Raw genomic sequence first — 13,888 nt, 5'->3', positions numbered from 1 at the left:
CGGCAACCCTATTCATCGGGACGGTGTTTCCTCAGTGATGGACGACGAGGCGAAGCAGCTGACCGAATTACTCGCCACGGATCTGGACAGCGGCTTCACCGAGCTGGTCCGGATCCACGCGCAGGTGGTTCGCATCTTCCTGATGCGGGTGACCGGGTCCGCAGCCGAGGCGGACGACCTCGGGCAGGACACGTTCCTGCGTGCCTACACGGCGCTGCGGGGCTATTCCGGCGACCGCCGAAGGGCCCTGCTGCCGCGCGCGTGGCTGCTGACCATCGCGGCCAACGTGTGGCGCAACCACGTGCGCACCAGCGTGCGGCGCCCGGTGTCGGCGATGCGGGTGGAGGACGCGGAAGACCTGTGGAGCGACGGGAGGCCCGGGCCCGAGGAGCGGGCCGCGACGGCGGAGGACCGCGGCCGGCTGGTCTCGGCGTTGTCCCGACTGCCGGAGATCTACCGCGTACCGGTAGTGCTCCGGCATGTGATGGGCCTGAGCTACGCGGAGATGGCTCAGGTGCAGGGGTGTCCGGTGGGTACGGCGAAGGCGCAGGTGTCCCGAGGCCTGGGCCACCTGCGCCGGCTGCTCGAACCGCAGGAAGCGGTGCGGAAGGATGTGGCAATGTGAACCACGACAACGAGGAGATCTTCTCCTCGTCCGGCGACCTGGGGCCCCGGCTGGCCGCCCTGGGCCCGCGTGGAGCGACCACTCCGGAGGACTTCGCCCTGCGGGTCCTGCGGCGCGCGGGCATCCCGCGGAGCCGCTACGACACGTACGTAACCCTGGAGACGGCAGCCGGAGGGCTGTTCGTCGCCTTCGGTCCGGAGGCCGTCACGGGGGCCGCGCTGGAGGCGCGGCAGGGCCCGGGGCGAGAGCCTCTGACGCCCCAGCGGTTCGAGGAGTCGCACCGCCGTCGCGTCGGCCGCTCCGCGATCCCCACCGACAAGGCGCCGGCGGGTCTGCGGCCTGCGCTGCGCACCGGCCGGGCCCGGCAGTTGGCGATCGACCTGTCGGGGCTGCCCTCGGACGAGCGTGCCGTGCTGGAGGCTGTGCGCTCCATTCCGCCCGGCCAGCTGCGCCCCGTCACCTGGATCGCCCGGGAGGCGGCGCTGCCGCCGGAGTCGGGCGCGCGGGCGGTGGTCGGCTTCCTCGCGAGGAACCCGGTGCCCGTGCTCGTCCCGTGCCACCGCGCGACCCACGACGACGGCGCCCCGTGCGACGCGGCGTACGGCCACGAGGTGGGCGACGCGCTGCGCGGCGCGGAGGGCATCGACATGGTCACGGTGCGGCAGTGGGCCCGGGGCGGCGACACGCTTCTCGGCAGCGACACCACCCATATCTACTGCCATCCCACCTGCGCGCACGCGCGGCGGATCACCCCGGCGCACCGCGTCCCGTTCCGTACGGCCAGGGATGCCCGCGGTGCGGGCTACCGGGCGTGCAAGAGCTGCCGCCCGGTGGCTGTCTGACCCGGCCCGACCGGGCCGGCACCACCCTCGACGACCCACGGAGTACCCACCATGCCCAAGAGCGCTTACGCAGCCGGACGGACCGGCACGAGCGCCGTGTCGCTCACCGTCCTGCCGACCCCTCTCGGCGACCTGAGACTCGCCGCCACCGCGGACGCGCTGGTCTACTGCGGCTTCCAGCCCCTGGCCGAGGTCCGTGCCCGGCTCGCACGCGCGGGCCTGCGGGAGGACGGTCAGGACGGTCAGGACGGGCAGGACGGGCAGGACGGTGAGGGTACGCGCCGGGCCGTCCTCGACGAGGCCTGCGCCCAGCTGGACGCGTATCTCACCGGACGGCTGCGCTCGTTCGGCCTCCCGCTGGACCTGTGCCTGGCCACTCCGTTCAGCCGGGAGACGGTGTCGAGCCTGGAGGCGTTCGTGCCGTACGGGAGTACGGCGACGTACGGCGCGCTGGCCCGGGCGCTGGACCGGCCGCGCGCCGCCCGGGCCGTGGGCACCGCGCTCGGCGCCAATCCGCTGTGCGTGGTGCTGCCCTGCCACCGCATCGTGGGATCGACGGGAACGCTCACCGGATACGCGGGCGGGGTCGACGCCAAGAAGTACCTCCTGGCGCTGGAGGCCGGCGACTGACCCGGCGCAGGCGGCCCGACGAGCGGCCGGTGAGCAGGAGCGCCGGCGTACCGGTGCTCCGTCACGACGAGTCGCGGACCACCAGCTCCGTGGGCAGCACCAGCGAAGGGCGCTCCTCGCCCGGGGTCCGGCCCGCGATCTCGTCCAGGAGGAGCTGCGTCATCCGGCGGCCCATCTCCTCGATGGGCTGGCGGACGCTGGTGAGGGCCGGGTGCATGTGGCGGGCGACCACCGAGTCGTCGAAGCCGATCAGGGCCACGTCCTCGGGGATGCGGCGGTCCGCCTCGCGCAGGACCTGACGGGCGCCGGCGGCCATCACGTCGGAGGCGACGAAGACCGCGTCGAGGCCGGGGCGGCGGGCCAGGAGGTCGCGCATGGCCCGCGCGCCGCCCTCCTCGGTGAAGTCGGCGGGGGCGATGAGGCGCTCGTCGGGGGCCAGGCCGGCGGCGGAGACCGCCGCGCGGTAGCCGTCCAGGCGGCGCTGGGCGCCGTAGACCTCCAGGCGGCCGGTGATCGTGGCCACCTGGCGGCGGCCCCGGGAGACCAGGTGCTCGACGGCGGCCCGCGCGCCCCCGAAGTTGTCGGAGTCGACCGAGGGCAGCGTCTCGGCCGCGTGCCGGGCGCCGCTGATCACACAGGGCATGCCCAGCTGTTCCAGGAGCTCCGGCAGCGGGTCGTCGGCGTGCACGGCGACCAGGAGGACCCCGTCGACGCGGTGGGCGGTGAGGTACTGGGCGAGCCGACGGCGCTCGCGGTCGTTGCCGACGAGGGTGAGGAGCAGCTGCATCTCGGTGTCCGCCAGGGCCGCGCCGACGCCGCGCACTATCGCGGAGAAGTACGGCTCGGCGAAGAAGCGGGTCTCCGGCTCGGGCACCACCAGTGCGATGGCGTCGGTGCGGTTGCCCGCCAGGGCGCGGGCGGCCCGGTTGGGGACGTACCCCAGGTCGGCCACGGCCGCCTCGACCGCCTGCCGGGTCGCGTCGCTGACCCGGGGCGATCCGTTGATGACCCGCGAGGCGGTGCCCCGGCCGACCCCGGCCCGTGCCGCCACCTCTTCGAGCGTGGGACGCCCGCCGCTCCGTACTCGCGCTGCCGCCATGGCCGCCTCCCCGTTCCCGGTCAATTTCTCACAGCCGTACAGTCAATCCAAGTCCTGGACCGATCACCCCGACGAGCGTACGGACAGTCTATTGGGAGCGCTCCCAAGCGGGAAACGAAAGAGCGGTGGGCCCGGTCGGGGTCGACCGGGCCCACCGCTGTCACCAGGTCAGGCGTCCTGGCCCGCGGCCGGGGGCAGCGCGTGGCGGGCGATCACGTCGCCGTACCAGTGGGCGCTGGACTTCGGCGTCCGGCGCTGGGTCGCGTAGTCGATGTACACCGCGCCGAAGCGCTTCGCATAGCCGTAGCCCCACTCGAAGTTGTCCATCAGGGACCAGAGGAAGTAGCCCCGCACGTCGGCCCCGTCGGCCGCCGCCCGGCGCACCGCCTCCAGGTGGCCCCGCAGATAGGCGATCCGCTCCGGGTCGTGGACCCGCCCCTCCGCGTCCGGAGTGTCGTCGAAGGCCGCGCCGTTCTCGGTGACCATCAGGGGCAGGTCCGGGTGCTCGCGCGAGACGTCCATGAGGAGGTCGTACAGGCCCTCCGGCTTGACCGACCAGTTCATCGCGGTGACCGGCCGGCCCTCGGCGAGGTGGAAGGCGACGTGCTCCGAGCCGGGCCACGGGGAGTGCTCGCTGCTGCCGTGGCCGTCGTTGCGGGTGTCCCCGGCGCCGGAGGGCGAAGCGCTCACGATGGTGGGCGTGTAGTAGTTGACGCCGAGCACGTCGATCGGGGCGGCGATGGCGGCGAGGTCGCCCTCCCGGACCAACTCGGTCCAGTTCACGATGCGTTCGGTGTCGGCCAGCAGGTCCTGCGGGTACGCGCCCTTCAGCATCGGGCCGGTGAAGACGCGGTTGCCCACCGCGTCGATCCGGCGGGCCGCGTCCGCGTCCGCCTCGCTGCCGGTCAGCGGGCGCACCTGGTGGAGGTTGAGGGTGACCGAGGTCTGCGCGGCAGCGGGGAGGTTGGCGCGCAGGGCCTCCGTCGCCCGGCCGTGGGCGAGGTTGAGATGGTGGGCGGCCCGCAGCGCGGCGGCCGGTTCGGTGCGGCCGGGGGCGTGGACCCCGGAGCCGTAGCCGAGGAAGGCCGAGCACCAGGGCTCGTTCAACGTGGTCCACATGTCCACGCGGTCGCCCAGGGCGCGGGCCATGATGGCCGCGTAGTCCGCGAACCGTTCGGCCGTAGCCCGCTCGGGCCAGCCGCCCGCGTCCTCCAACTCCTGCGGCAGGTCCCAGTGGTAGAGCGTGGCGACGGGCTTGATGCCGGCGAGGAGCAGCTCGTCGACGAGCGAGCGGTAGAAGTCGAGACCGCGCTCCACGGCGGGCCCCCGGCCGGTGGGCTGGACGCGGGACCAGGAGACCGAGAACCGGTACGCCTGGAGTCCGAGGCGCTTCATCAGGGCGACGTCGTCGCGGTAGCGGTGGAAGTGGTCGGCCGCCACGTCCCCGGTGTCCCCGCCGAGGGTCCGGCCGGGCGTGTGGCTGAAGGTGTCCCAGATGGAGGGCGTGCGGCCCAGCTCGGCGGCCGCACCCTCCACCTGGTACGCGGCGGTGGCCGCGCCCCAGAGGAAACCGGTCGGGAAGGGGGCCGTGGCGGCGGGGGCCTGCTGCGGGACCGTGTCAGGTCGGACGGCTGTCATGAGGGAGCGCTCCCAGGGGAAGTGAGGGACGAGAGGTGAGGAGGAAGGGGGGTGGGAAGGGGATCAGCCCTTGACCGCGCCGGACATGATCCCGCCGACGATCTTCTTGCCGAAGACCACGAACACCACCAGCAGCGGCAGCGTGCTGATCAGCGCGCCCGCCATCACGATGGACTGGTCGGGGGTGTACGAGGCGCTGAGCTGGCCGAGGGCCACCTGCAGGGTCGGGTTCTGCTGGTTGAGGGCGAGGTAGGGCCAGAAGAAGTCGTTCCACGCCTGGACGAAGGTGAGCATCCCGAGCACCATCATCGCGGGGCGGGCCACCGGCAGCACCACGCTCACCACGATGCGGAGGTTGTTCGCGCCGTCGATCTTGGCCGCCTCGATCAGCTCGTACGGCAGCGCCTCGATCAGGTACTGCCGCATGAAGAACACGCCGAACGCGCTCACCAGCGTCGGGAAGATCACCGATTCGAGCTGCCCGCCCCAGCCGAGGCCGGACATCATCATGAACAGCGGGACGACGCTGAGCTGCGGCGGGATGGTGAGGGTGGCGATGACCGCGGTCATCAGCCAGCCGCGGCCCCGGAAGCGCATCTTGGCGAACGCGTAGCCGGCGAGCGTGCAGAAGAAGAGCGTCGCGAGGGTGATCGAGGACGAGACGATGACGCTGTTGAGGATCGCCTTGCCCAGGTTGGCCTGTTCCCAGGCGGTCTGGACGTTCTCCAGCAGCTTGCCGCCCGGGAGGAACGGCGGGGTGGAGGCGAGGACCTCGTCCTGGGTGCGGGAGGCCGCGACCAGGGTCCAGTAGAGCGGCAGCAGCGAGCCGAAGCCGACGACGGCGAGCGCGATGTACGCGAACGGGCCGCCCTTCATCTGCTGTCCGGCGCCCATCCGGAAGCGGCTCGGGCGCCGCGGGGCACCGCCCTTCGGGGCGGGCGCGAGCTTCACGGGGGCGGTGTGCGTGGGGCTGGTCATGGTCATGGATGCGCTCCCGGTCAGACCGCGGACTTGCGGACGAATCGGCCGATGAACCAGTTGGCCGCGGCGATGATCAGCAGGAGGGCGAGCATCGCCCAGGCGACGGCGGCGGCCGGACCGAGATGTCCGAGGTTCCAGCCGTAGTTGTAGAGGTAGATGCTGAGCGTCTCGTACTGGTTCTCGTTGCCGCCGGTGGCGCCCAGCGCGCCGCCCTCCAGCAGCAGCGGCTCGCCGAAGAGCTGCATGGAGCCGATGGTGGAGATGACGATGGTGAACAGGATCGTCGGCCGCAGCGAGGGGATGGTGACCTTGCGGAACTGCTGCCAGCGCGAGGCGCCGTCCAACGAGGCTGCTTCGTAGAGGTCGTTGGGGACGGCCTGCATCGCGGCGAGGTAGATCAGCGCGTTGTAGCCGGTCCAGCGCCAGATGACGATGACGGAGATGGCGATCTTCGATGTCCAGTGGCCGTTGGCCCAGTTGACGTCGTCGATGCCGAAGAGGCCGATCGCCCAGTTCAGCAGTCCGCCGTCGGCCCGGAACACCAGGGCGAAGACGAGGGCGGCCGAGGCGACCGAGGTGGCGTACGGGGTGAGGATGATCGTGCGCCAGAACGTGCTGGCCCGCAGCTTGTAGTTGAGGAGGTGGGCCAGGCCGAGGGCGACCAGGAGCTGCGGGACGGTGGAGATGACGCCGATCAGGAACGTGTTGCTGACCGAGGTCCAGAACTCGGGGTCGTGCAGGATCTTGTCGAAGTTCTCCCAGCCCACCCACTCCATCGAGTCCAGGCCGGTCATCTCCACCCGGTGCAGGGCGATCCAGCCGGTGTAGAGGAGGGGGTAGAGGCCGAAGGCCCCGAAGACGAGGAAGAACGGGGCGATGTAGGCGTACGGGGACGCCTTGTCGTCGAACCGCCACAGCCGGCTGCGCCACAACTGCCGCCGTTCGCTGGGTGGTTCCTTCTTCGGGTCACGGGGCGGGGTCGCGTACGCATCCCGGGTGGGGGTCGAGGTTGCCACGGGCGGGGAGTCCTTCCCTGGGTGCGCCGACGGACGGCCGGGGCGGCTGGAGGGGTGGGCGGGCGGCGGGGCGGGCGGGCGGCGGGGCGGGCGGGTGTCGCCCGCCCGCCCCGGCGCGGGACCGGCTCGGGCCGGTCCGGTCTCAGGTGCGGGAGGTCAGCCGATGGCCTTGTCGATCGTCCGCACGGCCGCGTCCCAGGCGTCGTCGGGGCTGGTGCCGCGCTGCTCCATGTTGTTGATCTGGGTGGAGATGGAGTCCTTGATCACGCCGTCCTTCGGGCCGAGGACCGCCTCGGGGATGGACTTCGCGCCGTCGGCGTAGATCTGGCCGATGGGGGCGTTGTTGAAGTACGGCAGGGTCGCGTTCTTCACGTCGGGCAGGTCGTAGGCGCCCTGGTTGGACGGGAAGACGCCGATCGCCTTGAAGACGGCGGCCTGCTGCTCGGGGGCGGTCAGCCACTTGACGAGCTTGGTGGCCTCGGCGACGTTCTTCCCGGACTTCGGGACGGCGAGGAAGGAGCCGCCCCAGTTGGCGGAGGTGTCGCCGGGGGCGCTGGTGATGTCCCACTTGCCCTTGTTGGCGTCACCGGCGTAGGTGGAGATCTGGCCGGCCATCCAGGCGGGACAGACGACGGTGGCGACGGTGCTCTTGCGCAGGGCCGCCTGCCACTGGTCCTCGAACTGGGCCAGGCCCTGCGTCAGCTTCTTGGACGCGGCCTCGGCGGCGAGCTTCCAGCCCTTCTCGACGCTGGCGCTCTTCTCGTAGATCGGCTTGCCGCTCGCGTCGTAGTACTGCTCGGGGCTGGAGCTGACCACGGCGTTGAACATGGCGCTCGCGGAGTCCATGAAGTACGTGCCCTGGGGAGCCTTCTTCTTGTACTGCTCACCGAGGGCGAGGAAGTCCTCCCAGCCGCCCTCGGTCAGCTTCGCGACCTCCGCCCGGTCGGTGGGCAGTCCGGCCTTCTCGAACAGCTCACGGTTGTAGCAGAGGGACATGGGGCCGATGTCGGTGCCCGCGCCGATGACCGCGCCACTGGGGGCGGTGGCCTGCTTCGCCTTCCACGACACCCACTCGTCCACGCCGATCGCCTTGGAGAGGTCGGCGAAGGAGTCCGCCTTGGTGTCGACGATCTCCTTGATCCGGCCGACCTCGATGCCCTGGACGTCGGCGAGGCCGCTGCCGGAGTTCAGCTGCTGGAGGAGCTTGGGGTAGTAGTTCTTCTCCTCGGCGGTGGTGTCCTCCTTGACCGTGATCTTCGGGTTCAGCTCGTGATACTTCTCGAAGAGCCCGGCCTCCTTGTAGCCGAACTGCCCGAAGTCGGCGAGGGTCAGGGTGATGTTCCCGTCCGCGTCGGCTCCCTTGTCCGAATCGGACGAGCCGCCGCATCCGGTGAGGAGGAGGGCGGTGACCGTGAGGCCCGTGGTGGCCACGAAGGCGGTTCTCCTGCGTCGACCGGCAACGCTGCGGGTGATGCGCATTCCACTGCTCCTTGCTCCGGGAAGGGGAAGCGCGCGAGACCTTCCCCCAGAGTGGGAGCGCTCCCATGCGCCGTTGCCGGAAGGTTGCTGCCTGAAGGGGGTGGGTGTCAAGAGTTGAAGACGATTCCGTTGCCGAGGGATGTCCGACGGGTCACCGAGGGGGCGTTGACCCGCCCTCCCGTCGAAAGGTGAACGGGGGCGGGCCGGGCCGGGCGAGCTGCCGGACCACCCCACCCCTGTTAATTTCTCCCTTATGTACCTTTCGATCATCCTGGTCACCGACACCAGCCCCGGTGAGTGAGGCGGGATGGGCGTACTGCGCGACCATCCGGAACTGGCCCTCTTCTTCTGCCTCGCGGCCGGCTACCTCGTCGGCAAGCTCCGCGTCGGCCCGATCACGCTCGGCGGCATCTGCGGCACCCTGATCGTGTCGCTGCTGCTCGGCACCCGGCACGTCAGCGTCGACGACGACGTCAAGACGGTCTTCTTCGCGCTGTTCATCTTCTCGCTCGGCTACATGGCCGGGCCCCAGTTCTTCGCCAACCTCAACCGCAAGAGCCTGCGCTTCTTCGCGCTCTGCCTGATCGAGGTGGTCTGCGTCCTGGGCATCGCCTACGGGCTCGCCAAGGCCTTCGACCTCGACGTGGGCACGGCATCCGGAATCCTCGCCGGCGCGGCCACCGAGTCCGCCGTCGTGGGGACGGCGACCGAGGCCATCGGCAAGCTGGAGGACCTGACCTCCGAGCAGATCAACCAGTACCAGGGGCATGTGGCCACCGCGTACACGGTCTGCTACCTGTTCGGCCTGATCACCATCGTGCTCTACACCAGCCAGATCATGCCGATGCTGATGCGCATCAACCTCGCGGAGGCCTCGCGCGAGCTGTGGGAGAAGATGCGCGGCGGTCAGGGTGGGCTGGAGTCCGACGAGCGCGAGGCGCTGCCCGGCATGGTCGGCCGCACCTATCTGGTGACGCTGGCGGACGGGCGGACCGTCGGCGGTCTGGAGAGCGCCCTGGGCCGCCGGATCACCGTCGAGGGCGTCAAGCGCGGCAGCAAGCTGCTGACGCCCTCCCCCGGTCTCGAGCTGACGCTCAGCGACCTGATCCAGGTGGTCGGGGAGCGGGCGGCCATCATCGAGGCGGGCCGGGAGATCGGCCCGGAGACCCCGGCGGTGCCGGGGCTCGACACCCCGCTGGCCACCAGTCAGGTCGCGGTCACCGAGAAGGAGACGATCGGCGCCACGATCGACCGGCTGGAGAAGCGCCATCCGGAGTTCCGCAAGGACGGCGTCTACGTCACCGACGTACTGCGCAACGACCAGCACCTGCCCGCCAGCGGGGAGACGGTCCTCGCGCGGGGCGACGTGCTCACCCTGGTCGGCGCGCGGGGCGGGCTGAACCGGCTCGTCGCGAAGCTCGGCGCGGTGGTGAAGAACGACGCCACCGACTTCATCTACCTCGGTTTCGGCATCGTGGCGGGCTCCCTGCTCGGCCAGATCGTCGTGAAACTCGGCGACATCCCGATGTCCCTCGGCACCGGCGGCGGCTGTCTGATCTCCGGCCTGGTCTTCGGCTGGTTCCGCTCCCGCAGCCAGACCTTCGGGGCGTTCCCGCCGCAGGCCGCGAGCACGCTCAAGGACATGGGGCTGGCCGTCTTCATCGCCTGTACGGGGCTGGCGGCCGGGCCCCAGGCCTGGCCGCTGCTGAAGGAGTACGGGGCGCTGCTGCCGTTCGCGGGCGTCGCCATGGTGCTGGTCCCGGCGACGATCTCCCTGGTCGTCGGGCGCAAGCTGCTGAAGATCGAGAAGCCGCTGCTGATCGGCGCGATCGCCGGACAGCAGTGCTCGACCCCGGCGATCACCTCCATCACCCAGGTGGCCCAGAGCTCCGTACCGCTTCTCGGCTACACGATCACGTACACGCTCTCCAACTTCCTGCTGCCGCTGACCGGGCCCATCCTCGTCGGCGTACTGGGGGCGTGACGTGATCGACTTCCTGAACCGGAACATCTTCCAGCCCCACCCCGAGCTGCTCGTCTTCCTCGTGGTCGCGTTCGGCTTCCTGCTCGGGAAGGTCCGCTACCGGACGATCGCGCTGGGCGCGGTGACGGGCTGTCTGGTCGCCGGGCTGCTGCTCGGGGCCCAGTTCGAGGTCCAGATCGACGACACGGTGAAGAACCTGTTCTTCATCATGTTCCTGTTCGCCCTGGGCTACCGGGTCGGCCCGCAGTTCTTCCGGGGGCTGAAGAAGGACGGGCTGCCGCAGGTCGTCAACGCGGTGGTCGTCTGCGTGACCGGGCTGCTGGTGTCGTGGCTCTTCGCGCACCTGCTCGGTTACGGTCCGGGGCTCGGCGCCGGCCTGATGAGCGGGGCGCTGACCCAGTCGGCCGCGATCGGGGTCGCCCAGGACGCGATCGGCACCCTGCCGGGCCTCTCCCCCGCCGAGGTGAAGACCGAGGAGAACCTGGTCGCCGTCGGCTACGCGGTGACGTATCCGCTCGGCACCATCCTGTGCGCGATGCTCCTGGCCAACGTGCTGCCGAGGCTCTACCGCCGTGACCTGGCGAAGGAGAGCGCGGAGCTGGCGGCGGAGCTGGACGCGCCGGACGAGAGCCCGGACGAGGGCGAGGGCTACTACGAGGTGGTGCTGCGCGCGTACAGCGTGCGGCGGCCCGATCTGGTGGGCCGCTCGGTGGCGGACTTCGAGGAGCAGCAGAAGGCGCTGGGCCGCCGGGTCTACCTCACGGGGATCCGCCGCGACGGCACGGTCCTGGAGCACGACCAGTCCCGCGTCCTGCGGCTCGGCGACACCGTCGCGGTCAGCGCGATCCGGGGAGACCTGGTGGAGTTCGACGCGGTGACGCACATCGGGCCCGAGGCCGACGACGTGACGCTGCTGGGCTACCGCACCGAGACGCTGCACGTCGTCGTCTCGGAGAAGGCACAGCTGGGCCGGACCGTGGAGGAGGTGCGGCGGGAGCCGTTCATGGTCGGCGTGTACATCGACAAGCTGTACCGGGCGGGGGCCCTCTTCCCCTACCGGCTGTCCACGAAGCTGGAGCGCGGCGACACGCTCGTCCTCACCGGCCCGGAGCGCCTGGTCGGCCCGGCGGGGAAGGCGCTGGGCAAGCCCGTCCCGACGAGCTTCGCGACGGACATGGTCTGGGTCGGCCTCGGCATCTTCCTCGGCGGCTGCATCGGCATCCCGGCGCTGACCGCGGGCGGGGTGCCGATCTCCCTGTCGACCTCGGGCGGCGGGCTGATCATGGGGCTCGTCTTCGGCTGGATCCGCGGCAAGTACCCGACGTACGGGAACGTGCCGCCCGGCGCGCAGTGGTTCATGGACACGCTCGGGCTCTGCCTGTTCGTGGCCGTCGTCGGCATCAACGCCGGGCCCGGATTCACCAGCGGGCTCTCCACGGCCGGCTGGGGGCTGCTGCTCCTGGGCGCGGTCGCCACCGTCGTGCCGCTGATCGTCGGGTTCCTGGTCGGGCACTACGTGCAGAGGATCCGCTTCCCGATCCTGATGGGCGTCCTGGCGGGCGGCCAGACCACCACGGCGGCGATCGGCGCCGTCAACGAGACCTCGAAGTCCCAGATCCCCACCCTCGGTTACACCATCCCGTACGCCGTCGGCAACGTCCTGCTGACGGTGTGGGGCGCCGTGATCGTCCTGCTCAACCACTGACCCGCTACGGAGTGGACACCATGCCCAAGACCAGCATCAGCCGGGAAGAGATCCGGTCGTTCGCCCAGCTCTCCCCGTTCGAGCTGAAGGACAAGTTCATCCAGATCGCGACGGCCGCGCAGAGCGATCAGCCGGGTCAGAAGGGGAAGTCGACCCGGACGATGCTGAACGCGGGCCGCGGCAACCCGAACTGGGTGGCCACGGGGCCCCGCGAGGCGTACCACGCGCTCGGCTACTTCGCGCTGTCGGAGTCCCGGCGGGTGTGGACGGCCGACAACCTGGGCGGCATGCCGGAGGAGCCGGGGTGTGCGGAGCGCTTCGAGCACTTCGTCCGTACGCATCCGGAGCTGCCGGGCATCGAGCTGCTGAAGGCGAGCGTGGACCTGGCGGTGAAGCGGTTCGGTTTTGACCCGGACGCGTTCGTGCACGAGCTGGCGGACTCCTCGATCGGCGACAACTACCCCGTACCGGACCGCATCCTGCGTCACACCGAGCAGATCGTGCGCGGCTACATCGCGGACGAGATGTTCGACCACCGGCCGCCGGAGGGGCAGACGTTGAGCCTGTTCGCGACCGAGGGCGGCACGGCGGCGATGTGTTACGTCTTCGACTCGCTGATGAAGAACGGGATCCTGGAGAAGGGCGACCGGATCGCCCTGATGGTGCCGGTGTTCACCCCGTACCTGGAGATCCCGGAGCTGGACACGTACGACTTCGACGTGGTGCGGGTGGAGGCGAGCCTGTTCACGGAGACCGGGGTGCGGCAGTGGCGCTACCCGGAGGAGGAGATCGCCAAGCTGGCGGACCCGTCGGTGAAGCTGGTCTGCTGTGTGAACCCGAGCAATCCGCCCTCCCTCGCACTCTCCACCCGGGTCTCCGAGCAGATCGTGGCCGTCGTCGGCGACCGGAACCCGAACCTGATCATCGTGACCGACGACGTGTACGGGACCTTCGTGGAGGGCTTCCGCTCGCTCGCGGCGGACCTGCCGCGCAACACGATCCTCGTCTACTCCTACTCCAAGCACTACGGGGCGACCGGCTGGCGGCTCGGGGTGATCGCGCTGCACGACGACAACGTGATCGACGCGATGCTGGCGGAACAGGACCAAGAGCAGAAGGACCGGCTCGACAAGCGTTACGGCACCCTGTCGTTGGAGCCGGAGAAGATCCGGTTCATCGACCGGCTGGTGGCGGACTCCCGGCAGGTGGCGCTGAACCACACGGCGGGCCTGTCGCTGCCGCAGCAGATGATGATGGTGCTGTTCTCGCTGTTCGACATGTTGGACGAGGGCCAGGCCTACAAGCACCGGATCCGGGCGATCGTCCAGCAGCGGCTCGAACTCCTCCTGGAGGGCGCGCACATGAAGGTCTCGGAGGACCCGAAGCGGGCGGCGTACTACATCGAGCTGGATCTGCTGGCCGAGGCGGAGCGCGTGCACGGGAAGCCGTTCGCCGACTTCCTGGAGAAGAACTACGAGCCGGTCGACCCGCTGTTCCGGCTGGCCGAGCAGACATCGGTGGTGCTGCTCAACGGTGGCGGCTTCGACGGCCCCGAGTGGTCGGTGCGGGTGTCGCTGGCCAACCTGGACGATCTGGACTACCTGAAGATCGGTCACCATCTGCGGGCGATCTTCGACGCGTACGCCCAGGAGTGGCGGGCCTAGGGGGTGTCTTGTCGATCAGGCCGGATCAGGGAGCGGGGTCCGGTGCCGTGCATCGCAAGGCGGAGGAGGGAGTCATGGCGGAGCCATGGCGAGTGACGACAACGCCGCGAGGTGCGGTGCCGGACCCCGCGAGCCCGGCCTGATCGGCAAGGCACCCCCCAGGCCGGGTGAGGTGCACGCCCCGGCCGGAGGTGGGGTGGGGTCCGGCCGGGACGCGCTGTGGGG

General features: G+C 70.5%; 11 protein-coding genes. 6 read left to right on the top strand and 5 right to left on the bottom strand.

Features of this window, described 5'->3' with window-relative positions; translation table 11 throughout:
* The first annotated feature begins 37 nt into the window (after nucleotides 1-37).
* Genes AC3CH1_RS23940 through AC3CH1_RS23930 form a run of 3 tightly spaced genes read left to right on the top strand, consistent with a single transcriptional unit; the run spans nucleotide 38 to nucleotide 2,097 of the window.
* Entirely contained in the window at nucleotides 38-625 is a 588-nt protein-coding gene (locus AC3CH1_RS23940) for an RNA polymerase sigma factor (protein WP_488464803.1), read from the top strand.
* Nucleotides 622-1,467 carry an MGMT family protein gene (locus tag AC3CH1_RS23935; RefSeq protein ID WP_488464802.1) on the top strand — a complete coding sequence of 282 codons (846 nt, stop codon included), beginning with the start codon at nucleotides 622-624 and terminating at the stop codon, nucleotides 1,465-1,467. The genes AC3CH1_RS23940 and AC3CH1_RS23935 overlap by 4 nt, the downstream gene beginning before the upstream one ends.
* A 51-nt stretch (nucleotides 1,468-1,518) precedes the next feature.
* Nucleotides 1,519-2,097: a methylated-DNA--[protein]-cysteine S-methyltransferase gene (locus AC3CH1_RS23930; RefSeq protein WP_488464801.1), complete on the top strand. Its 579-nt coding sequence runs from the start codon at nucleotides 1,519-1,521 to the stop codon at nucleotides 2,095-2,097.
* Between the two features lie 61 nt (nucleotides 2,098-2,158).
* Here AC3CH1_RS23930 and AC3CH1_RS23925 read toward each other — a convergent pair whose 3' ends face one another.
* From AC3CH1_RS23925 to AC3CH1_RS23905, 5 genes are all read right to left on the bottom strand, one after another.
* Nucleotides 2,159-3,196 carry a LacI family DNA-binding transcriptional regulator gene (locus tag AC3CH1_RS23925; protein WP_488464800.1) on the bottom strand — a complete coding sequence of 346 codons (1,038 nt, stop codon included), beginning with the start codon at nucleotides 3,194-3,196 and terminating at the stop codon, nucleotides 2,159-2,161.
* A gap of 168 nt (nucleotides 3,197-3,364) precedes the next feature.
* A complete protein-coding gene (locus AC3CH1_RS23920; RefSeq protein ID WP_488464799.1) occupies nucleotides 3,365-4,834 on the bottom strand; it encodes a GH1 family beta-glucosidase in 1,470 nt (489 codons plus the stop codon).
* A gap of 63 nt (nucleotides 4,835-4,897) precedes the next feature.
* Nucleotides 4,898-5,818: a carbohydrate ABC transporter permease gene (locus AC3CH1_RS23915; RefSeq protein WP_488464798.1), complete on the bottom strand. Its 921-nt coding sequence runs from the start codon at nucleotides 5,816-5,818 to the stop codon at nucleotides 4,898-4,900.
* 14 nt (nucleotides 5,819-5,832) lie between these two features.
* Nucleotides 5,833-6,831, bottom strand: coding sequence for a carbohydrate ABC transporter permease (locus AC3CH1_RS23910; RefSeq protein WP_488464797.1), 999 nt, complete (start codon nucleotides 6,829-6,831; stop codon nucleotides 5,833-5,835).
* Nucleotides 6,832-6,987: 156 nt separating this feature from the next.
* Nucleotides 6,988-8,310, bottom strand: coding sequence for an ABC transporter substrate-binding protein (locus AC3CH1_RS23905; RefSeq protein WP_488464796.1), 1,323 nt, complete (start codon nucleotides 8,308-8,310; stop codon nucleotides 6,988-6,990).
* A 307-nt stretch (nucleotides 8,311-8,617) separates the two neighbouring features.
* Between AC3CH1_RS23905 and aspT (AC3CH1_RS23900) the strand changes: the two genes are divergently transcribed.
* The 3 genes from aspT (AC3CH1_RS23900) to AC3CH1_RS23890 are packed head-to-tail and all read left to right on the top strand — an operon-like array spanning nucleotide 8,618 to nucleotide 13,663.
* A complete protein-coding gene (aspT, locus tag AC3CH1_RS23900) occupies nucleotides 8,618-10,294 on the top strand; it encodes an aspartate-alanine antiporter (RefSeq protein WP_488464795.1) in 1,677 nt (558 codons plus the stop codon).
* Nucleotide 10,295: 1 nt separating this feature from the next.
* Nucleotides 10,296-11,999, top strand: coding sequence for an aspartate-alanine antiporter (aspT, locus tag AC3CH1_RS23895; protein ID WP_488464794.1), 1,704 nt, complete (start codon nucleotides 10,296-10,298; stop codon nucleotides 11,997-11,999).
* Between the two features lie 20 nt (nucleotides 12,000-12,019).
* Nucleotides 12,020-13,663, top strand: a complete 1,644-nt coding sequence (locus AC3CH1_RS23890) for a bifunctional aspartate transaminase/aspartate 4-decarboxylase (RefSeq protein WP_488464793.1) — start codon at nucleotides 12,020-12,022, stop codon at nucleotides 13,661-13,663.
* The last annotated feature ends 225 nt before the right edge of the window (nucleotides 13,664-13,888 follow it).

It is taken from the genome of Streptomyces sp. MGP-P1 (assembly GCF_057766565.1).
The sequence above is the reverse complement of the archived record's forward strand: the minus strand, read 5'-3'. Positions and strand labels throughout refer to the sequence as shown.

Coding starts and splice junctions, on each gene's coding strand:
- AC3CH1_RS23940 (WP_488464803.1), top strand. CDS start 38: ATGGACGACGAGGCGAAGCAGCTGACCGAATTACTCGCCACGGATCTG.
- AC3CH1_RS23905 (WP_488464796.1), bottom strand. CDS start 8,310: ATGCGCATCACCCGCAGCGTTGCCGGTCGACGCAGGAGAACCGCCTTC.
- AC3CH1_RS23930 (WP_488464801.1), top strand. CDS start 1,519: ATGCCCAAGAGCGCTTACGCAGCCGGACGGACCGGCACGAGCGCCGTG.
- AC3CH1_RS23925 (WP_488464800.1), bottom strand. CDS start 3,196: ATGGCGGCAGCGCGAGTACGGAGCGGCGGGCGTCCCACGCTCGAAGAG.
- AC3CH1_RS23920 (WP_488464799.1), bottom strand. CDS start 4,834: ATGACAGCCGTCCGACCTGACACGGTCCCGCAGCAGGCCCCCGCCGCC.
- AC3CH1_RS23890 (WP_488464793.1), top strand. CDS start 12,020: ATGCCCAAGACCAGCATCAGCCGGGAAGAGATCCGGTCGTTCGCCCAG.
- AC3CH1_RS23915 (WP_488464798.1), bottom strand. CDS start 5,818: ATGACCATGACCAGCCCCACGCACACCGCCCCCGTGAAGCTCGCGCCC.
- aspT (WP_488464795.1), top strand. CDS start 8,618: ATGGGCGTACTGCGCGACCATCCGGAACTGGCCCTCTTCTTCTGCCTC.